Source organism: Acinetobacter sp. ANC_7654 (assembly GCF_056779855.1).
The window spans coordinates 140,058-162,175 of the sequence record NZ_JBWYIR010000008.1 but is presented as its reverse complement, the minus strand read 5'-3'; the positions used below and the strand labels follow the sequence as shown (position 1 = coordinate 162,175).

Annotated in this window: 16 protein-coding genes; 9 read left to right on the top strand and 7 right to left on the bottom strand. The window is 39.5% G+C overall.

Features of this window, described 5'->3' with window-relative positions; genetic code table 11:
* The first annotated feature begins 123 nt into the window (after nucleotides 1-123).
* Together AC1M86_RS10300 and AC1M86_RS10295 are read left to right on the top strand one after the other, a co-directional pair.
* Complete coding sequence (locus AC1M86_RS10300; RefSeq protein ID WP_481607892.1) at nucleotides 124-2,520, top strand: YgiQ family radical SAM protein; 2,397 nt, start codon at nucleotides 124-126, stop codon at nucleotides 2,518-2,520.
* 427 nt (nucleotides 2,521-2,947) lie between these two features.
* A complete protein-coding gene (locus AC1M86_RS10295; protein WP_092767397.1) occupies nucleotides 2,948-3,493 on the top strand; it encodes a DUF2726 domain-containing protein in 546 nt (181 codons plus the stop codon).
* Between the two features lie 44 nt (nucleotides 3,494-3,537).
* On the opposite strand, the gene AC1M86_RS10290 is transcribed toward AC1M86_RS10295, so the two are convergent.
* The 5 genes from AC1M86_RS10290 to mdtD form a co-directional block, all read right to left on the bottom strand.
* Nucleotides 3,538-3,891: a RidA family protein gene (locus tag AC1M86_RS10290; protein WP_481591509.1), complete on the bottom strand. Its 354-nt coding sequence runs from the start codon at nucleotides 3,889-3,891 to the stop codon at nucleotides 3,538-3,540.
* A gap of 364 nt (nucleotides 3,892-4,255) precedes the next feature.
* Nucleotides 4,256-5,317: a DNA polymerase IV gene (gene dinB, locus AC1M86_RS10285; protein WP_481607891.1), complete on the bottom strand. Its 1,062-nt coding sequence runs from the start codon at nucleotides 5,315-5,317 to the stop codon at nucleotides 4,256-4,258.
* Nucleotides 5,318-5,359: 42 nt separating this feature from the next.
* Nucleotides 5,360-6,370, bottom strand: coding sequence for an MBL fold metallo-hydrolase (locus tag AC1M86_RS10280; RefSeq protein ID WP_481607890.1), 1,011 nt, complete (start codon nucleotides 6,368-6,370; stop codon nucleotides 5,360-5,362).
* A gap of 99 nt (nucleotides 6,371-6,469) precedes the next feature.
* A complete protein-coding gene (locus AC1M86_RS10275; protein WP_481607889.1) occupies nucleotides 6,470-7,234 on the bottom strand; it encodes a glycoside hydrolase family 25 protein in 765 nt (254 codons plus the stop codon).
* Between the two features lie 88 nt (nucleotides 7,235-7,322).
* Nucleotides 7,323-8,714 carry a multidrug transporter subunit MdtD gene (gene mdtD / locus AC1M86_RS10270; RefSeq protein ID WP_481607888.1) on the bottom strand — a complete coding sequence of 464 codons (1,392 nt, stop codon included), beginning with the start codon at nucleotides 8,712-8,714 and terminating at the stop codon, nucleotides 7,323-7,325.
* Between the two features lie 164 nt (nucleotides 8,715-8,878).
* Between mdtD and AC1M86_RS10265 the strand changes: the two genes are divergently transcribed.
* Nucleotides 8,879-10,720, top strand: a complete 1,842-nt coding sequence (locus AC1M86_RS10265; RefSeq protein WP_035268125.1) for a choice-of-anchor I family protein — start codon at nucleotides 8,879-8,881, stop codon at nucleotides 10,718-10,720.
* Between the two features lie 89 nt (nucleotides 10,721-10,809).
* Here AC1M86_RS10265 and AC1M86_RS10260 read toward each other — a convergent pair whose 3' ends face one another.
* Nucleotides 10,810-11,436, bottom strand: a complete 627-nt coding sequence (locus AC1M86_RS10260) for an LOG family protein (protein ID WP_035268124.1) — start codon at nucleotides 11,434-11,436, stop codon at nucleotides 10,810-10,812.
* Nucleotides 11,437-11,785: 349 nt separating this feature from the next.
* Between AC1M86_RS10260 and AC1M86_RS10255 the strand changes: the two genes are divergently transcribed.
* The 4 genes from AC1M86_RS10255 to niaP all read left to right on the top strand — a co-directional run bounded on the left by AC1M86_RS10255 (nucleotide 11,786) and on the right by niaP (nucleotide 16,063).
* On the top strand, nucleotides 11,786-13,372 hold the full coding sequence (locus tag AC1M86_RS10255; RefSeq protein ID WP_035268121.1) for a TerC family protein: 1,587 nt from the start codon (nucleotides 11,786-11,788) through the stop codon (nucleotides 13,370-13,372).
* Nucleotides 13,373-13,426: 54 nt separating this feature from the next.
* Nucleotides 13,427-13,894, top strand: coding sequence for a YchJ family protein (locus AC1M86_RS10250; RefSeq protein WP_481607887.1), 468 nt, complete (start codon nucleotides 13,427-13,429; stop codon nucleotides 13,892-13,894).
* A gap of 61 nt (nucleotides 13,895-13,955) precedes the next feature.
* A complete protein-coding gene (locus AC1M86_RS10245; RefSeq protein ID WP_035268119.1) occupies nucleotides 13,956-14,600 on the top strand; it encodes a trimeric intracellular cation channel family protein in 645 nt (214 codons plus the stop codon).
* A 143-nt stretch (nucleotides 14,601-14,743) separates the two neighbouring features.
* Nucleotides 14,744-16,063, top strand: a complete 1,320-nt coding sequence (gene niaP, locus AC1M86_RS10240; protein ID WP_481596093.1) for a niacin transporter NiaP — start codon at nucleotides 14,744-14,746, stop codon at nucleotides 16,061-16,063.
* A gap of 34 nt (nucleotides 16,064-16,097) precedes the next feature.
* On the opposite strand, the gene AC1M86_RS10235 is transcribed toward niaP, so the two are convergent.
* Nucleotides 16,098-17,828 (bottom strand): hypothetical protein, encoded by a 1,731-nt coding sequence (locus AC1M86_RS10235; protein ID WP_481593219.1) that lies wholly within the window; start codon nucleotides 17,826-17,828, stop codon nucleotides 16,098-16,100.
* A gap of 244 nt (nucleotides 17,829-18,072) precedes the next feature.
* Here AC1M86_RS10235 and parC point away from each other — a divergent pair, with 244 nt between their 5' ends.
* Both parC and AC1M86_RS10225 read left to right on the top strand, forming a co-directional pair.
* Nucleotides 18,073-20,289: a DNA topoisomerase IV subunit A gene (parC, locus tag AC1M86_RS10230; protein ID WP_481607886.1), complete on the top strand. Its 2,217-nt coding sequence runs from the start codon at nucleotides 18,073-18,075 to the stop codon at nucleotides 20,287-20,289.
* Between the two features lie 150 nt (nucleotides 20,290-20,439).
* The gene (locus AC1M86_RS10225; RefSeq protein WP_481591500.1) at nucleotides 20,440-22,113 is read left to right on the top strand and encodes a long-chain-fatty-acid--CoA ligase; all 1,674 of its coding nucleotides are present in this window, start codon (nucleotides 20,440-20,442) and stop codon (nucleotides 22,111-22,113) included.
* Nucleotides 22,114-22,118: the final 5 nt, after the last annotated feature.

The window sequence follows — 22,118 nt, the reverse complement described above, 5'->3', positions numbered from 1 at the left end:
TTAAGCAGTTGTATTTGATTGTTTTTTAATCAAGCAAGTTGAGTTGAATTCATGGTAAAATGATCGGCTTTCATCTTTGATCTATTTTTTGATCTTCCATCTGCCAGCCGAGAATTGCTAGCCATGTCTACTGCTTATACCGCTCAGACTGCGCCAAAAGCGTTGTTTGATTACGACAAATATTGGGCGTCTTGTTTTGAACCCGCGCCTTTTTTGCCGATGTCACGCGAGGAAATGGACCAACTCGGTTGGGATAGTTGTGACTTTATTTTTGTTTGTGGTGATGCTTATATCGATCATCCATCATTTGTAACCGGTATCATTGGCCGTGTGCTTGAAGCGCAAGGTTTCCGTGTTGGTATTATTGCCCAACCAGACTGGACGAATGTTGAAGCATTCCGTGTACTTGGTAAACCAAATATTGCTTGGGGCGTATCGGCAGGTAACATGGACTCTATGATCAACCGTTATACGGCTGACCGTAAGATCCGTTCAGATGATGCTTATTCTCCAGATAACCAACCGAATAAACGTCCTGACCGTGCAGCAACAGTCTATTGTCAACGTTGTCGTGAAGCGTTCCCTGATGTTCCTGTTCTGCTAGGCGGTATCGAAGGTTCATTACGTCGTATCGCGCATTATGACTATTGGTCTGACAAAGTTCGTCGTTCTATTTTAATGGATTCAAAAGCAGATCTATTAATGTACGGTAATGGTGAGCGTTCGATCATTGAAGTGATGCATCGTTTGGCACGTGGTGAGAAAATTCACGAGATTACTGATGTCCGTGGTACAGCATTTATTATCAATAAACACAATCGTGCGGCGAAAGCCAAATTTGTGGAAATTGCATCAAATGATGTCGATACCATTGGTCGTGTTGATCCAATCATCAATCCGTATGTGATGACCGAAGATATTGATGGTTGTGAAATTGAAAAAGACAAAGGTAACAGTTTAAGCCAGTACCAGAATTTCCAAAAAGAAGTGGTCACCAATCCAATTGTACGTGAAGGTGACAATTTGGATGCAGATACACAAATCGTTCAGTTACAGCCATCCTCTAAGGCAATTAAGCATAAGTTGCCACCACGTGAATTGGCTGTGATTCGTCTGCCTTCTTTTGAAGAAGTTGCTAATGATCCAGTGCTTTATGCCCATGCCAACCGTATTTTGCATTTAGAAACCAATCCAGGGAATGCGCGCGCACTTGTGCAGAAGCATGGTGAGCGTGATGTCTGGATTAATCCACCGCCAATCCCACTAACCACAGAAGAAATGGATTATGTGTTCGACTTGCCTTATGCACGTCTACCCCATCCATCTTATGGCGATGCGCGTTTCCCAGCGTTTGACATGATCAAGTTCTCTGTGAACATCATGCGTGGTTGTTTCGGTGGTTGTACCTTCTGTTCGATTACGGAGCATGAAGGTCGAATTATTCAAAACCGTTCTGAAGAATCGATCTTACGTGAAGTTGAAAAGATTCGTGATACGGCGCCGGGCTTTACAGGCATTATTTCGGACTTAGGTGGTCCTACAGCCAATATGTATCGTTTGGCCTGTAAAGATCCAGAAATTGAAAAGAACTGTCGTAAGCCATCGTGCGTGTTCCCAGGTGTTTGTCAAAACTTGCATACTGATCACGCACCTCTTACGCAGTTATATCGTAAAGCTCGTGCTTTACCGGGTATTAAAAAGATTTTGATTGGTTCGGGTCTACGTTATGACCTTGCAGTATTGAACCCTGAATATGTGAAAGAATTAGTCACGCATCATGTCGGTGGCTACTTAAAGATTGCACCTGAACATACCGAAAAAGGTCCGCTCAATAAAATGATGAAGCCGGGTATCGGGACTTATGATCGCTTTAAGCAGATGTTTGATCGTTTCAGTAAAGAAGCAGGCAAGGAACAATATTTGATTCCTTACTTTATTGCGGCACATCCGGGTACAACCGATTATGACATGATGAACCTTGCAATTTGGTTGAAAAAGAATGGTTTCCGTGCTGACCAAGTACAAACCTTCTATCCATCACCAATGGCAACTGCGACCACCATGTACTACACCGGTAAAAATCCGCTTGCGAAAGTGGCACGTTATACTGAAGATGTCGACATTGTAAAAGGTGAAAAACGCCGCCGTTTACATAAAGCTTTCTTACGTTACCATGATCCAAATAACTGGCCTTTACTGCGCGAAGCTTTGAAAGAAATGGGTCGTCAGGACTTAATTGGTAATTCTAAGCAACATTTGATTCCGATGTATCAGCCTCAGGGCACGGATGGTCAATATCAATCTGCACGTAAGAAAAACTCAACCGTAGCAGGTGATTCGCAAAAACGTACAGGTCAAACCGCTAATCGTGGTCAATCGCAAGGACAAAATAATCGTCCGAAGAAAGGCCAAATCTTGACACAGCACACTGGTTTGCCACCACGTGAGACTGGAGATCGCAAAAAACCTTTTGGCGAGGGGAAACCTAAGGGTAAATCCAAACCCAAGTCTCGTGCATAAATGATAATTTCTTTCAAAAGGACGCTGCGGCGTCCTTTTTTGAACATTTTCTATACAATATTTTCGATGATGCTCATTTATCGGAATATTGGGCTTGATTTGGGTAAGTCTCTTTTTTATTTTAAAATAATCATTTAAATTAGTAGTTTAGTGAGGTTTTGAGTTTTTCATTTCAGGTGATATTGTATTATCTTCAAATGAAATTTTCATCATTGTCCAACAATTATGTAATAGTGTGATGTGGTTCATGTTTTAAACTATAGCCAATAAGTGCAGAACATGTTTAATATAAGCTTGGTCTGAAGCGCTTTTCACTTGGACTATGCGATGTATAACATCAGCATAATGAAACAATAATAAAAGTTGTGTTTTTTGAAGTAGTTTAAAAAAGAAATTAACGATAAGAATTCAAATAAGGATACTAGTCATGGATATCATGATCATCGCGAGTGTGATCATACTCGCTGTGGTGTTGTTCATTGCTTATAAAGGATTAAAGCATCAACAACCCTCTGATAGCATGCTTCGTCAAAGAGCAGTGTTTAGCCCCTATCAGCAAGTAACTTTCAATCGTCTTAAAGAAATCATGCCAAATGCGCATATTTTGGCACATGTCTCTTTTGACGCCTTACTGACCACAAAGTTACCGCGTACACGCCGTAAATATGAGTCAATGTTTGCTGATTTTGTGGTGATGAATAAGGATTGTAAAGTTCTTGCCATTGTCAGTTTAGAAGATAAATTTTCATTCAAACGTGGACATACTTTACAGTTTCAAAATGCATTACTTGAAACCGCGGGATACAAAGTGATCTCTTACCATGCTGTCCCAGAATATGTGCAGTTAAGACGTGATTTTTTGGATGAATACACTGAGGATATGCCAATTGAATGGGGAGATGAATCCGTGATTGAGCATAAATTAGAAAAGTATAGTGCTGGGCGATTGGCAGATATTCGCGCATTTAGCTAATCATCTTTGAAATAAAAAAGCATGCTCAGGCATGCTTTTTTTTATCAAGGTTTCGCGGCAATTACCGTTAGCTCAACAAGAACATCGGGATGATACAGTTTAGCCTCTACGCATGTACGCGGTAGAGCTTGAATATCAGAAACCCATGCATCCCAAACTTCATTGAATGCTGCATAATCTTTGTCAATATCTTTTAGATAAATTGTCACAGACATGATATGGCTTTTATCTGTACCTGCTTCAGCCAATAAACGGTCAATAATGTCAAAGGTTTGTTGTGACTGTCCACGAATGTCGAGAGACGTATCTTCTGCTAACTGACCTGCCAGATGAACGAAGTGACCAAAAATAGCAACCTCAGAAAAACGTTTTTGAACGTGTAAACGTTGAACAGACATAAAGCTCATCCCTTATAGATATAAATATAGATTATGAAATGCCGTATAGGATTTAGAAAGTATAGGGTAAGTGGAACTATGAATTCGGTTTAATTGCTGTATCTCTGAAAGTTTATTTTTATGGGAGGAGATCAGAAATATTTGGAGGAAAAAGACATTGTACCCATTCAGATTAGAGTGCCCTGTAATATTCGGATGGATTGTCACGCCAATCACAGGACAAATGTGTTAGATATAGGTCTTCTAACAACATCTCAGCAGACACATGGGTAAATGTATTGCGCGATTAGATTACTCTAAAAAGGAAAAAAAGGCGAAAAAAATTGACTTAATTTTGTTCTTTTGCATGAAAACTAGACGAAATTTACAATCCGAATAAATTGAGTTGCGTGTCTTGTTGTTTTTCTGAAAGTTGATACACCCCAACACCAATGAGTCTAAACTGATATTCATCAGGAATATTCATTTCCATTAACAATAATTTGAGTGCCAGTTGCAAATCCTCTATGTGATTGAAAGGTTGTTTAAAGCTTTTAGAGTGTTGTAAAACTTGAAAATTTTTAAGTTTGAGTTTGACGCTGATACCTCTAGCGATCATTTCCTTGTTTTGAAGATTTTGCCAAACACGAGAAAGCAGTGAAGTCCAAAATTGATCACATTGGTTTAAAAAAAGATCTTCATCAAACGTGGTTTCTTTAGAAATTTGCTGTCTTTGGCGTTCGCTTTGAACAGGTCGCTCATCGATCCCTTGAGCATAGAGAAATAATTGTTTGCCATATTTTCCGAAATGATGAGTGAGAAAGTTTTCTTCGACTTGCTGTAAATCCCCAAGTTTTTCGAGTTGCAAAGCTTTTAATTTTTCCTGTGTGACCTTTCCTACACCAGGGATTTTTTTGAGTGGAAGATCATAGATAAACTGTTGCACCTGATTGGGTTTGATCACACAAATGCCATTCGGTTTATTCCAATCAGATGCAATTTTGGCTAAAAACTTATTTGGTGCAACGCCTGCTGAGGCGGTCAATCCAGTAAGCTGAAATATTTCATCACGAATATACATTGCAACTTCAGTGGCACTTGGGATCTGCTGTAAATTTTCAGTCACATCTAAATATGCTTCATCCAGCGATAAGGGTTCGATGATGCTGGTATATTTTTGAAATATCTCATGAATTTGAGCTGAAGCATGTTGGTATTTAGAAAAATTTGGCTCAATGACGATCACTTGTGGGCAAAGTTTTTTGGCTTGTGTCATCGACATGGCCGAACGTAAGCCATACTCACGAGCTGGGTATGATGCTGCTGCAACGACGGCCCGTGGGTGATGAGATGCAATGACCACTGGTAAGTGTTGTAATTCTGGACGCTCTCTAAGCTCCACAGAAGCGTAAAAAGCATCCATATCGATATGAATTATCTTTCGCAAAATGTTCAATCAATCATGAGATGCCTTAATTTTAACCCATAATTAAGGCGTCGTTGAGCTGATTATTGGGTATGCGTAAGGCTCCGTCAGTAAAGTCACCTTTCGACCTTGATGCTGTGCATGATCAATCACGAGTTGTAGGCTTTTCGGAGAATGATCTGCTATTCGTGGTAGAAACTCTAAAGGCTGTGAAAGTGGTTTAAAGAAATTGTCCCAATGAATTGGAATGACTTCTTTCGGTTGTAACTGATCAATGGTTTCAGCGAGATACTGTTGTTGAAACTCGGGTGATTGTTTTGAAAGCTGAGCAATTCCTAAAAACAAGACATCTACATTTAACTTTTGAAATTGATTAGGAAGCGCACCTGTGCTGGCTTTAACTAAAATTTTGTGATTATTGTGCTCAATCAAGTAGTCAAAGCTACCGCCTTCTTTAAACTCATAAAAACGTGCTGGCTGAGGCAGTGGATGCAGAATCTCTTCACCTAAATCATTGTTCACTGCTGTAGGTGGCGTATGTTGTGAGGGAATAGGCGTAATACGAAATGCACCCAATTGTAGTGCTTGAAAAGGCAGTGCCAGTTTCAATTGATGCTCAGGCACTTTGCCGCCTCGTGCTATATTTAGTGTACTCAACGAACCAATGATGTGAGTTTTTGGGAGTGAACTTCCGAGCACTGAGATATCCAAAGCATGATCATAGTGACTGTGGGTCACCAATATGGCTTTGAGGCGTTTAAGCTCATGGTCCTGAATCATATTGTGAAGCAGTGCTTGATCACTGGAGAGGCGTTGTAAAGCAATGTTCATGAGAGATGGTCGACTAAAAAAACCATCAATTAGAATTTGTGAATTACCATCATCAAATAGCAATGTGGAAACGCCAAAAAAGCGAACATTTAATTTTTGTTCACTGACGGGTTGGTCTATTTTAGCCTTCCATTGATTAAATTCGGAGAGCTTTCCTGATGGTTGCCATAAATAAAAAAACGCAGCCATGAGCGTGACAGCCAAAAGACCAACCACTGTTAAAATCCCTTTTTTAAGCGACATCATGTCATCCTTATAAAGCGTAACTCGCTTGCTTGAGCCCAGTTGCACTCTATTTTTTTGTTAGATCTCTTTAGTTGTAACGTACTGACTCCTTAAAATTTATGGCTCAATTTGATTTAATTTTAGAAATTTTATCCAGTCGTTTTGATCGCCATTAAATACATTCAAATCCACTGGTGTAGAAATACCCTTAATTTTACCTTTATTAGTGTATTGCCAAAAGATCCAATCTGGATTGTCTTTTAATTCAGGTTGAGAGTTGTATTCACGTACCCAGAGTGGAGTATTCGTAAAAGCACCCGCAAGTACGATGTTATAGAAGGCTTTAGAAACATAAAAGATAGGTTGTTTGCCATAATGTTGATGCAGCAAATCGTGCATAACATCGATTTCATATAACAGTTGTTCTTTGCTATAGGTATTGATGCAATTGCTGTCGTATTCCAAATCAATGACTGGAGGAAGGGCATCTTCTTTACGTGGCACAGAATCAATGAAATTTAATGCCTGAACTTTACCATCACGGCAAAGTCGATAGAAATGATACGCTCCGACTTTAAAACCATGCTCGCGTGCTTTGAGCCAATGATCCTGAAATTTTCGATCTTTAAAGTCGCCACCTTCTGTCGCTTTGAGGTAGACAAATTGATATTCCTTTTTGGGAATTTGTGACCAGCGAATTTCTTTTTGATGATGTGAGACATCAAATCCTTTGATTGGATATTCTTGAGCTGTTGCTGGTTGAAACGGCAAAAAGAAAAAGCTCAATAATCCGACCATGAGTGCGATCAGGGCTGCACCTAAAAGGGAAGTCCACAAGATAATCTTCTGCGAATAGATATGCTGCTTATTTTTTGAATTCATGAGCACTTAAAGTTTGGTGCAAAATATAATTAATATCATAACGCGAATAAACGTAAATGGTAGTGACAGTATCTAGAATCCATATCCATTAGTCATCATCCATTTCTTTCGGAATTTTCCAAAAAATAAAGATGGTAATAATGTTAATTGAGCCCATTAAAATTAAGGTCCATTGGAAGGCCTGTTGCATTTGTGCAGTACCAAGATAAGCGGTGAATACATTGACCAGTGTACCTGCAAGCGCTACACCAATACTCATAGATACCATCATAATCATCGAGAGAAAACTGTTACCACTACTAGCATCTTGTTGAGGCAAATCCTTTAAGGTTAGCGTATTCATAGAAACAAATTGCAGTGAGTTCAACATACCAAAAATGAAGAAATGCAATGTTCTTAACCATAAAGGTGTTTCGGCTGAGGTGAGGGCAAAACTTGCAATACATAAGCCAATAAGGCAGGTATTGACTAATAACACCCGACGATACCCAAATCGTTGAATAATTTGGCGAATGATCGGTTTTGATGCCAGTGAACCCAATACCGTTGGAATCATAAGTAAACCGGTAATAAATGGTTCAAAACCAAAAGCAACTTGTAGCATTAAGGGGATAAGAAAAGGCATCGCATTGCCGCCTAAGCGGGCAAAAAAGTTGCCTACAATACCAATCGCGAAAATTTGATTTTTGAATAGTTTCCCACGAAATAGAGCATTTTGGTGGGTATGGGCATGCACCATGTACCAAGCACTTGCAGATAAACCAAACACAATAAGAACAATACTCCACCATAGTGGAAGATAGGGGCTAGCAAAATTTTCAATCCCTAAACTTAAGCCAACCATCGCGATGACTAATAACAAGAAGCCAAAAAAATCAAATTTAGCAACATGGGTCTCGGTCACATTTGGCATGGCTTTAAATGTGAGAAAAACTCCAATGAGTCCAATAGGAATATTAATTAAGAAAATCCACTCCCAAGTCACGTACTCTACTAACCATCCGCCAAGAGTAGGACCGATTAAGGGGCCAATCAGACCTGCAAGACTCATCAGAGACATGGCTGCAAGGAATTGGGTTCTAGGAATGATTTTCAACATTGCAAGACGCCCAACTGGAAGCAGTAAAGCACCTCCAATCCCTTGAATCACTCGGAAAAATAAAAGCTCATTTAAATTAGAAGAAAATGCACATCCGAGCGATGCCAAAGTGAAAATGATAATTGCAGAAAAATAAACATTTCGGACACCAAATCGGTCAGCCAGCCAACCACTGAGTGGAATACAGGCTGCGACTGACAATACATAAGCCACCACGACACTATGCATGTGTAGAGGATCTTCATTGAGGTGATGAGCGATTGCAGGAATCGCAGTATTGATGATAGTTGTGTCTAGACCTTGCATAAAAAAGCCGATCGAAACCAAAAACACCAATAATCTAAACTCAGGCTGTAAGGGTTGGTGTGCTGTGCTGCTCATCTTGTAGGATCATATTAGTAAGTTAATATTTTAAAACAGTTTCTCAGTATCACTTGTGGTTTATTTACGAAGGATTTGCAACAAAATTGCAATCTAATGGTCACAGCATTGTCATCGCATGGTCATAGAGTTGTTGCCAACAACATCATAAGAAGATTAAAAAAATGAAGCTAAAGTCTAACGCACTTGTGATCGCAATGTGTGCATTGGGGCTAGGGGCATGTAATGATGACACTAACAATATCACATCAGTACCAAATATTACGCCTGAATCGATTGAACTCAACTATCTCAGTCGTACAGAAAGTCGTGGTTTTGCGGTCAGCGCAGCAGAGATACCTGCCTATGATGCACAAAGCCAAAGATTGTTTGTTGTAAACGCAAAAGAAGGCGTGGTTGATATTTTTGATTATCGCCAACCTCAGCAACCTAAATGGATTGGCTCTTTAGATGCTAAATCTTATTTAACAGACTCAGAAGTAAATAGTGTTGCTGTAAAAAATGGAATTGTTGCCTTGGCTGTACAAGCCAAAGATAAAACAGATCCAGGAATCGTGGCACTTTTTAATGCCAATGATTCGAGCTTTATTGCCCAAGTTCCAGTGGGTTCTCTACCCGATATGCTGACCTTTAGTACAGATGGTAAAACCTTATTGGTGGCGAATGAAGGAGAGCCATCTCATGATTATGCGATTGATCCCGAAGGTTCGATTTCAATCATTGATCTCTCAAATTTGAACAAACCAGTTGCAAAAACAGCTGACTTCAAAGCCTTTAATAGTCAAGCTCAACTATTACGTGATCAAGGTGTGCGAATTTATGGTCCAAATGCAACAGTAGCGCAAAATTTTGAACCTGAATACATCACACTCAGCACAGATGGCAAAATTGCATGGGTCGCATTACAGGAAAATAATGCCTTAGCTAAGGTGGATGTTTTAAATGCCAAAGTCATGGCTGTTTATCCGCTCGGTTTTAAAGATCATGGCTTACAAGGTCATGGTTTAGATGTCAGTGATGCCGATGGTGAAAATGGTCTTGCGAAGATCAATATTCAAACTTGGCAGCATGTTCGTGGCTTATATATGCCAGATGCGATCTCAAGTTACGAAGTCAATGGTAAAACGTATATTGTCACTGCCAATGAAGGGGATGCTCGTGCTTGGGGTGAAGATGATCCTGAATATTGGGGAGAAAAATTAAAGGATAATCCGAGTGCTCAAGGTAATATTAAAAAGGGTTTTGTTGAAGAATGGCGTGTGAAGCATCTAGTCCATAAAGATGGTTTCGATAGACGACAAGGGGAAGATCTGCCACCACAGTTACGAGCACTGGCGAAAGGTGCTGAATTGAATCCTCTGCATTTTGCATATTGTGGAGCGATCGATGGAGATGCTAAAGGATGCCGTGAAGACAAGATGCTTGGTCGTTTGAATATCACTTGGACTGAAGGTTATCAAAAGAATACTGATGGCACACCTAAACTCAATGCTCGAGGCAATTTGGTTTATGATCATTTATATAGCTTCGGGGCACGATCTGTCAGTATTTGGACAGAAAATGATGCTCAAACAGGATTAGAGCTGGTTTGGGATTCGGGTGATGATTTTGAACAATATATTGCTCAGCACCATCCTGAGATCTTTAATGCAAACCATGAAGAAGCAGGGTTCGATAATCGTAGTGACAATAAGGGACCAGAGCCAGAAGGCGTGGTGATAGGTCAAATCGGCCAGAAAACTTATGCATTTATTGGTTTAGAACGAGTTGGAGGCGTGATGGTATATGACATCTCCAATCCTGCCCAACCCCAATTTGTGCAATATATTCATTCGCGAAAACTTGATGCAACCACTGCCGATATCGAGGAAGGTCAGGCAGGAGACTTAGGTCCTGAAGGATTAACCTTTGTTTCCGCAAAAGAATCTCCAACGGGTACGCCTTTACTGATTGTAGGGAATGAAGTCAGTGGTACTACAGCAACGTATCAAATCACGTTGAAATAGAGCCTGATCGTGTAGATGTATGATAAAAGAGCCATATGGCTCTTTTATTTTTTACTCGTCATGCGTAATGCTTTAAAGTCTTGTCGAATTTAGACCACGAATTGTTCAGGGCATTTCATGTTTGCGATGGCATTGATGATTTGATGTGAATGCTCGCATACGATGATTTTTGCCCGATGTTGAGCAGGTAGAAAACCTTCTTGTACTGCATGATCGAGTTGTGCAATCAAGGCATTATAGAATCCATTGACGTTATAAATAATCATTGGTTTTTGGTGTTGATTTAACTGTCCCCAAGTTGCGATTTCTAAGATTTCTTCAAATGTACCTAAACCTCCCGGGAGCGCAACAAAAGCACTAGCACGTTCAGCCATCATGGCTTTGCGTTCATGCATTGTTCTTACCACGTGAAGTTCTGTTAACTGATTATGGGCAACCTCGTAATCAAGCATAAATTCAGGAATAACACCAACAACTTCACCATTGTTTTCAATGACTGTATCTGCGACTTGTCCCATTAATCCGATACTTGCACCACCATATACGATGCCAAATCCTTGCCTTGCAATTTTTTCAGCCAAAGCAATGGCTTTTTGTTGGTAAATAGGATTATTGCCAAAACGAGAACCACAATAAAGTGCAATAAGGCATTGAGTTGCTTTTGATTTAACTGATGTATCGGTCTCTAAGGTGTTATTAAGAATGCTTGTATTCATATTTATTTACTCACCTTTTTTAAATGAACTTCATCATGTAGTTTAATCTAAGCAAGAAAGGTGACAACTGTATAGATAAATAAGATTTTTTTGAAATATTTTGTAGTTTCATTCCAAAATGATTGATAAAGCCAATCTTGATTCACCGAAAAAATAGTGAATTGCAATAAAATCTTTTCTATACTGAAAATCTGTTCGGCAACCAATACATCAATATGAGTAGTGATCGACATCGCTCAATAGAACAAAATATTATTTATTTTCTAAATTTAAATACTGCATTTATAACTTTGCCTCATCACTTTGGTTTAAATGAATCCCATCTTCCTGAAACGTGGGAGTGTAACTCATGATTTTTGAATGGATGTCTGATCCTTCCGCATGGGTGGGACTCTTAACTTTAATTATTTTAGAAATTGTTCTCGGGATTGATAATCTCGTCTTTATCGCGATTTTGGCGGAAAAACTGCCGCCTGAGCAACGCAATAAAGCCAGAATTTTAGGCTTAACGCTCGCGCTTGGCATGCGCCTAATCCTTTTGGCGTCAATCGCTTGGATTATCACGTTAACGAATCCATTATTCCATATCTTTGATCATCCGTTTTCAGCCCGAGATCTTATTTTGATTTTTGGCGGTATTTTCTTGTTAATGAAGGGAACTTTAGAACTACATGAACGTCTAGAAAGTAAAGTTCATGTTAAAGAAGAAAATCCTGTTCATGCTGCATTTTGGATGGTCATTGTACAGATCGTGGTATTGGATGCAGTGTTCTCACTCGACAGTGTGATTACAGCAGTCGGTATGGTCAAAGATCTTTCGGTCATGATGATCGCCGTAATTATTGCGATAGGAATCATGCTATGGGCCTCTAAAGCCCTCATGGACTTTGTGAATAAGCATCCAACTGTGGTGATTCTGTGTCTATGTTTCTTGATGATGATCGGTTTCTCATTGGTTGTCGAAGGCCTAGGCTTCCACATTCCGAAGGGTTATCTATACGCTGCAATTGGTTTCTCTGTCCTGATTGAGTTTTTAAATCAATTGATGCGCCGTAACCAAGAAAAAACGGTAACAACGACTGATTTACGTTTCAAAACAGCATCTGCCGTCATTCGTATGCTTGGTGGTAAGTCAAAAACGGCAGATGCTCAATCGGCAAATACGGATGATGTTTTGGCTACCCAAGCGTTGGTAGAGGAAATGTTCTCGGATGAGAATGCTGTATACCAAAGCGTGATGTTGCAAGGAGTATTAGGTTTATCTGAGCGACCAGTCAAATCATTAATGACCCCACGTCCAGAACTCGAATGGATCGATTTAGATGACGATCCTGAAAGTATTAAACATCAAGTGCTTTCTATGAAACATTCACGTTTGATCGTTGCACATGGCGAGCTAGACAATATTGCTGGGGTGGTGCTCACGCATAACGTTTTGAATGACTATATTGAATCAGGCGATTTTAATTTCGAAAAACACATTCGAGAGCCTGTCATAGTCCATGAAAGCGCTCAAGTCTTAATGGTGATGGATCAATTGCGTCAGGCACCCTTACAAATGGCGATTGTGCTCAATGAATATGGTTCCATTGAGGGTATTGCAACACCGATTGATATTTTAGAAGCGATTGCGGGTGAATTCCCGAACGAAAATGAAATAGAAACTGCAGTTGAAAGCTTAGAGGATGGTTCACTCATGCTCGAGGGTTCAACTGATATTCGTCATATTTCATTATTGCTTGATCGTGATTTAGTTGATGAGTCAGAACAGTATTCTACGCTGTCTGGTTATATCTTATTCCATTTAGGACATTTACCTGAAAATGGAGAAACCTTTGAAGCAGAAGGATATCTATTTGAGGTGGTTACAATGGATGGTCATAAAATCGAAAAAGTACATATTGTACCCATCGTAAAACAAGACCCATCAGAATGATTTAAACTCAGTTAAAATAGCATCTCATTAGGTGCTATTTTTTTTGGAATATTGATGTCCGAACTCAATTGTCCTTGCGGGCATGGAATTTATACACACTGTTGTGAACCTTTACATCGTGGTCAGCGTGTTGCAGAAAGTGCTGAACAGCTCATGCGTTCTCGCTATAGTGCATTCGCTAAACATGAAATCGACTATATTGTGAGTACCACAGCATCAGGTCAGCAAAGTCATTTAGACATTGCTGCCATTCGGGATTGGGCGATGAGCAATCAGTGGTTAAAATTAGAGGTTATTCAGCATTTACCTCGTCTGGATAAAACCCATGCTCAAGTTGAATTCAAAGCACATTACCAACATGTCGATCAGGTACATGTCCATCATGAAACCTCAAATTTCGTATTCACCAATAGACAGTGGTATTTTTTAGACCCAACGACAGATCAAACTGTGACGATGAAGCAGCCTTGTATTTGTGGATCAGGAAAAAAATTTAAGCAATGTTGTGCGCGATTTCTCTAGAATTAATTTTTAATTAACTTAGAATATTGCGCATTAAAAACCCTCATTTGGAAGTAGGGCAATGTTACTCACCGTTATTTATATTATTGCGATTACTGCGGAAGCGATGACAGGCGCCTTGTCTGCAGGTCGACGAAGTATGGATTGGTTTGGTGTCATTATTATTGCCTGTGTGACTGCTTTGGGCGGAGGATCAGTTCGTGATGTTTTGCTAGGGCACTATCCTTTAACTTGGGTGAAACATCCTGAATATCTAGTACTTACATGTTGTGCAGCATTATTTACGATTTTTATCGCAAAATGGATGCGACATTTACGTTCGGTATTCTTACTTCTAGATGCCTTAGGTCTGATAGGTTTTACCATTATTGGTTGTCAAATTGCGATTCAAATGGAACAGGGTTTCGTGGTTTGTGCAGTGGCAGGTGTATTGACAGGCGTTTCAGGGGGTATTTTACGAGATATCTTATGTAACGATGTGCCTTTAGTCTTCCGTCGCGAACTTTATGCCAGTATTTCTTTTGTTGCGGTCATTTTCTATTGGGGCTGTATCGAAGTCGGTTTTTCACAAGATATCACCATTATTTCTACTCTTGTTTTTGGTTTCACATTGCGTTGTATCGCAATTTACTTTGGCCTTGAAATGCCAAAATTTATTTATAAAGATGATGATGAACAGTCGGCGTCATCAAAAGATGTAAATTAAACTTTTTACACTCATCTTTCAAAATGGCCGATAATGTGATCGGTCATTTTTATATGGTTCTTTAGAAATTAAAAAAAAGCAGTGTTGAGAAAACAGCGATTGTCATTGGTTGTATTTAAATCACTCCTCACAGAGAGCATGCTATGGATTTAATCTCACGAATACAGCGTTTACCTATTGGTAAATTTCACTACACCTTGTTGTGGGTGATTGGATTAGGCTGGATGTTTGATGCAATGGATACTGGACTAATTTCCTTTATCTTGGCGAAGATGGCTGAAGACTGGCAAATGACGCCTGCTGAAAAAGGTTGGGTTGTATCCATCGGCTTTGTGGGAATGGCGATAGGTGCAGTATTCTCTGGTGGACTGGCGGATCGAATCGGACGTAAAGCAGTATTTGCTACAACATTGGTCATCTATAGTATAGCAACAGCTCTTTGTGCTTTCGCACCAAATTTAACATGGTTATTAATCTTTAGATTTATTGTAGGTTTAGGCTTAGGCGGACAGTTACCAGTTGCCGTGACTTTAGTGAGTGAATACATTCCAGCCCATGTTCGTGGTCGCTTTATTGTGTTACTTGAAAGCTTCTGGGGGCTAGGCTGGTTATGTGCTGCACTGGTTTCTTATTTTGTCATCCCTAAATTTGACTGGCATGTTGCATTTTTATTGGGTGGTTTGCCTGCACTTTATGTCTTCGTCATTCTAAAAAAAGTTCCGGAATCTGTTCCTTACTTGATCAATCGAGGTCGTATTAATGAAGCGCACGCGATTGTGCAAAAAATCGAGCGACAGTGTGGTGTCGAAGTCATCGAAAAAATTGAAGTGAAACCAGTTTCAACACATTCAAATGTCAGTTTTGGTCAGTTATGGTCAAGCGGTTTCGCTAAGCGCAGTTTAATGCTGTGGTTAATTTGGTTTGGGATTGTTTATTCGTATTACGGTATTTTTACGTGGTTACCAAGTCTTTTAGTCAAAGAGGGATATACCATTGTGCAGTCTTTTGAATATGTTCTCGGGATGATTTTAGCACAATTGCCAGGTTATATTGTCGCGGCATGGCTCGTTGAAAAGTTAGGGCGTAAAGCGACGCTTTCAGGCTTTATTGCAATGTGTGCAGTATCAGCATATTTCTTTGGGCAGGCTGATACCGTAGCGATGATCATGTTCTGGGGATGCTTGATGTCATTCTTTAATCTTGGTGCATGGGGCGTTTTATATACCTACACGCCTGAACAATATCCTGCAAATATTCGTGCTTTCGGATCAGGATGGGCAGCAGCAATTGGGCGTATTGGTGGGATTGTTGCACCTTTAGTGGTTACCCATATGATGGTGGCTTCAAATGGATTTAGCCAAGTATTTATGATGTTTACCGCTGTATTATTGGCAGTTGCAGCCGTGATCTTGGTGCTCGGTGAGGAAACCAAAGGTAAGACACTTGAGTCTATGGGGATGTAAATCTGTGAAAAAAGAGGAGCTAAGCTCCTCTTTTTTAGACCCATTTTTGACGTGCTTTAGTTAAGTCAAAATGTAATGTGTTCGACACTTGCTGAAGATTGAATTTTTCTTTATCTTCAGGGAGTTGAATTAAAATAGGCAAAGCTGATACCCCATTGTCGCCATTGACAAAAGCATAGTGACGCTCAGTCTGATTAATTGAAATCAAACTTTCAAACTCAAGGTACACCGTCGTTTCATCATGTTTTTTGGGCACTTTCACGAGATCTAAATATGCAATTCGTCGATTATTAATTCCAGCCAATTTAAGCGCTTCAAGCTCCGATTTTAACTTTTCAGTTTTATCAAACATTTTTTGAAAGAATCCTTTGTTTGATTGGCTTTCGAGTTCTCTTTTTTTCTGATTAAAAGCAATTTGATTGACTTTATGTTGGTCTAGAGCATCGGCAATAATAGTTTTGACTTGCTCAATCGCTGCTTGAGATTTGCTATGACTTGCCGCATAAGACTCTGCATCTAAACTCACGAAAATAGTATGTCGTCTTTTTTCCATCAATTTTAAATAGGATAAAATTTTATATTCGAAAATTTGAGCTTGAGTATTGAAGGCGATAATGGGTTCACTTGAAAAGTCTTTATAAAAACTCGCAATATCAGAGAACAGACGATGCATACTGATAAAACAATAATCAAATTCATCAGGGTGACGAATTGAATGACGCAGTGCATATTGAAAAGGTTGCAAGATCTCAAGGGTTAAAGCTTTTTCGAAATCTAAAAGTCGCTCGTTAATGACTTGTTCGACTGAAAATCCAGAAGCATCGAGCGGTTTTTTGAGTAATGGTAATAACAGATCAAAATTGACGTTATGAAATTTTTCCATCAGATCCAAAATAGGAGTCGTGATCTGTCGTTGGATCGTAATAATTCGACTGACTTGCCATTTAAATTGTTCTAAATAGCTTGGATCATTTAAGCGTTTCTTATCTAACACCACGCCATTTAGGTAAACTCGATCTTCAAGACCTAGCTTTTCTTCCATTAAAAAGCGGCGGATAGAATATGGGTTCTGTCTAAAGTCATGAATGGTCGCGACCAGATATAAATACTGACTGCTTTCAATGACATCAAAATCACGAATTTTTTGTTCTTGAATAATAAAGTCTTGGAATAATGGATGGCTAATTTGCTTCAGTTGTCTCGGGAGGATGGTTTTGAACCAATAGCCTAGAATTTGATGTTTAATATGAACTTCAAGAATAAAAGTACGAATTTCTTCAGCTGTTAAATGTCGGCAATTATCAGGAACATTTAAGTCGAGTGTTTTGATGATATTTGCAGCATCATATAAAAAAGTTTTTCGTAGGAGTTGTTTGTCTCTAAGAAAACTTTGATCTTCTTCTGTTTCAATACGATCAATTTGATTTTGTACAGTTTCTAAGTAATCGGCGATTTTAATTACGTCTTGATATGATTTAAGCGTTTCTAAAGTGGCTGCGATCTTTTCAGCCAAAGTTCGCATTTTCGGTGAGATTAAATGACTGCTTAAATCCTGAAGACCAACAATGCCCTTAAAAGTGAATGATTGTCGATGTTGATCCCAGTAAATATTCTTCGCAGTCAGGAATTGTTCCTGGATCAGACCTTGTATTGGTGCGGGAACACTATTAAAAATATTTTTTAAACGCGTTTGCCAATGAACATCTAGATTAGGGTCAATTTGAAATAATTTTGAGCGAAGATCATAAGGAATGTAATTATGCATGTTTGTTCCGTTCATACGATGAGCGTATGTAAAAGCATTTGTTATAAAGTTGTGTTTTGATTATTGTATATTCAATAAAATTAATTGGATACAAGAAAAAAGTCCAATTTAAAATGAAATAAAACCAACTGGCCTTTTTTTTGTTATTTTATCTTTACAAAGTGTCCAACCTTGCTTGTTCTTCGCAGTTTGGGAGACTAGCATACACCCTTAAACTATTCATTCATTAGGATTTCACGATTCAATGACAAGCCTTGCGCACCAAGCGACAGAGAATCGTTCTGTAGCAGAATTTACAGAACAAGCTTACCTAAACTATGCGATGTACGTGATTATGGATCGTGCATTGCCTCATATTAGTGATGGATTAAAACCTGTACAACGCCGTATCGTATATGCGATGAGCGAGCTTGGTCTAAAGCATAGTGGTAAACCCAAGAAATCAGCACGTACAGTTGGTGATGTTTTAGGTAAATATCATCCGCATGGTGATTCTGCTTGTTATGAAGCAATGGTCTTAATGGCACAGCCATTTAGTTATCGTTATCCATTTATTGAAGGGCAGGGCAACTGGGGATCACCAGATGATCCAAAGTCGTTTGCTGCAATGCGATATACCGAGGCCAAACTATCACAATATAGTGAAGTCCTGCTCTCTGAGTTAGGTCAAGGAACTGTCGACTGGCAAGATAACTTTGATGGTTCATTAAAAGAGCCTGTAAATTTACCAGCACGCGTACCGAATATTCTTTTAAATGGTACGACGGGAATTGCGGTGGGAATGGCAACAGATATTCCACCACACAATTTACGGGAAGTTGTTAAGGGTACAATTGCACTGATTCGTAACCCGAATTTGTCTGATGAAAAAGTTGCTGAATATATTCCTGGTCCAGACTTACCGACTCAAGCAGAAATTATTACACCTGCTGATGAATTACTGAAATCACAAAGCACTGGGCGCGGCAGTTATCGCATGCGTGCGGTATATTCGGTTGAAAAAAATGAAATTGTCATCAGTGAATTACCATATCAGGTTTCTGGCTCTAAAATTATCAGCCAAATTGCTGATCAAATGCAGGCAAAAAAATTACCGTTGGTAAGTGATGTACGAGATGAATCAGATCATCAATGTCCAACACGTTTGGTAATTGTCTTGCGTTCAAATCGTATCGATGCAGATGCGGTCATGAGCCATTTATTTGCCACGACCGATCTTGAGTCGAGCTACCGCGTCAATATGAACATGATTGGTGCTGATGGTCGTCCACAAGTAAAATCAATCCGTCGTATTTTATTGGAATGGATTGAAATTCGTAAAACGACTGTGACGAGACGTTTGCAATACCATTTGAATAAAATTGAAAAACGTCTACATATTCTGGCGGGACTTTTAATTGCGTATTTAGATATTGATACGGTAATTCGCATTATTCGTGAGGAAGATCATCCGAAAGAAGTCTTAATGTCACATTTCGGTATTGATGAAATTCAAGCCGAAGCCATTCTAGAGCTTAAATTACGTCATTTGGCGCGTCTCGAAGAAATGGAAATTCACCGTGAACAAGAAGAGCTTGAAGCTCGAGCAGCCGTGATTCGAGAGCAATTGGCGAATCCTGAATCTTTAAAAAATCTGATCATTTCAGAATTAAAAGAAGATGCGAAAAAGTTTGGTGATGATCGCCGATCTCCAATTGTTCAGCGTGAAGAAGCGACCGCGATTAGTGAACAAGATTTGATGCCAGCTGATCCTGTCACTGTCATTTTATCGGAAGCGGGTTGGATTCGTTGTGCGAAAGGACATGAGATCGATCTAGATAAAGTCAATTTCCGTGCAGGAGATCAATATTTAAGTCATGCACAAGGTAAATCTAATCAAAAAGTGTATGTATTAGATCAATCTGGTCGAAGTTACGCATTACCAATTACAGGATTACCTTCAGCGCGCGGCTTAGGTGAACCATTAAGCTCGAAATTATCGCCAGCAAATGGAGTAAATTTCCAACAAATTCTGATTGCTGAAGATGAGGTGGAAATATTAGCGATCAGCTCCAAAGGATATGGTTTTAAAACACAAGCGAAACAATTGGACACCAATGCTAAAGCGGGTAAAGCGTTTTTAACGCTTGCAGATGATGCAAGCGCAATGCCATTGCAACAAATTGATGGTACACATATCGCTGTACTCAGCAGTTCTGGACGATTATTACTGACAGAGCTGACAGAGTTACCAATGCTCAATAAAGGAAAAGGTAATAAATTGATGCAGTTGGATGCAAAGGAACGCATTGTGTCTATGACAACACTTAACTTGGATGATGTGCTTCAGGTCGTTGCTGGACAACAACAATTGAAATTAAAAGGTGATGATCTGCTGAAATACATCGGTAAACGTGCTTCAAAAGGGCAGGTATTACCACGAGGTTATCAAAAAGCAAATAAACTCTTCATTCAAAGATAAAGCTAGCATCTAGTCGACAAAATACGTTATATATGAAATGTATTTATGGCTATGGATGCTTTATTGAGCAATAAATTAAATAAGATGCTCAATACATTATCGAAAAGAAGAGTTTAAAACCAAGTATTACTAATTGGAGAATATGGCATTATGGAAAAGATTTGGTTCGCTGAATACCAAAAAACTGGAATTCCACAAACAGTAGAGTTACCACCAGAAAATACCTCTCTTGTTGATATTTTTGAGAGAAACTTCCAGAAATTTGGTTCGCGTGATGCTTTTATCTTTATGGATAAAACATTAACGTTCAATGAACTTGATACGGCGAGCCGTCAATTTGCAGCCTATCTTCAAAGCCTTGGTTTAGCAAAAGGTTCTCGCGTAGCGGTCATGATGCCAAACGTACTGCAATATCCAGTAGTGGCACTTGGTGTATTCCGTGCGGGCTTAGTTCTTGTCAACGTGAACCCACTTTACACAGCTCGTGAACTTGAGCATCAACTGAATGACTCAGGCACTGAAGCGCTTGTGATTATTGAAAACTTCGCTTCTGTTTATCAATCAATTCTTGGTAAAACGCCAGTTAAGCATGTGATCGTGGCGACAGTAGGTGATATGTTAGGTACCTTAAAAGGTACACTCGTGAATTTTGTTTTACGTAAAGTGCGTAAGCAAATTCCAGCTTGGAGTATCCCAGGACATGTGAAATTCACGACTGCGATGTCTAAAGGCAGTACTGCACATTATAAGCGTCCAGCAACAACGTTGAGCGACACTGCTGTATTGCAATATACAGGTGGTACAACAGGCGTATCAAAAGGTGCGGAATTAACACATCGCAACCTTGTTGCAAACTTAATGCAAGCAGATGGTATTTTCCAATCTAAATTTGGTGCTCAAGATGGTGCGAGCGACGATCGCATTTTCTGTGCATTACCGCTATATCATATCTTTGCATTCATGGTTTGTGCACTTTATGGTATGTACAAGGGTCAAGCAAACGTACTGATTCCTAACCCTCGTGATCTCCCTGCAGTCATTAAAGAGCTACGCAAATATCAGCCTGGTTTCTTCCCAGCAGTGAATACTTTATTCAACGCACTCGTTCATAATGAAGAATTCAAACAACTTGACCATAGCAAATTAAAAATGGCGATGGGTGGTGGTATGGCTGTATTGCCTTCAACTGCTGCAGCTTGGAAAAAAATCACAGGTACAAATATTATTGAAGGCTATGGTCTTTCTGAAACTTCACCTATTGCAACGGCAAACCCACCGGCATCTGAAGAGTTTAGCGGTACGATTGGTATCCCATTACCTTTAACGGATGTCGCTGTCTTGGATGACGATGGCAATGAAGTTCCACAAGGTGAGCAAGGTGAAATTTCAATCCGTGGTCCTCAAGTCATGAAAGGCTATTGGAACCGTCCAGATGAAACAGCTAAGGTGATGACCGCAGATGGTTTCTTCCGTACTGGTGATATCGGTATCATGGATGCTCGTGGTTACTTCAAGATTGTTGATCGTAAGAAAGATATGATCTTGGTATCAGGCTTTAACGTATACCCATCTGAAATCGAGGAAGTGATTGCAACACATCCTAAAGTACTCGAGGTTGCAGCGATTGGTGTAGCTGATGAAAAATCAGGTGAAGTGCCTAAGCTGTTTGTTGTGAAGAAAGATCCATCATTAACAACAGAAGAAGTATTAGCTTTTGCGAAAGAAAACTTAACAGGATATAAGCGTCCTCGTTATGTTGAATTCATGGATGAATTGCCAAAATCGAATGTCGGTAAAATCCTTCGTAAAGATTTACGCAAATAATTCAA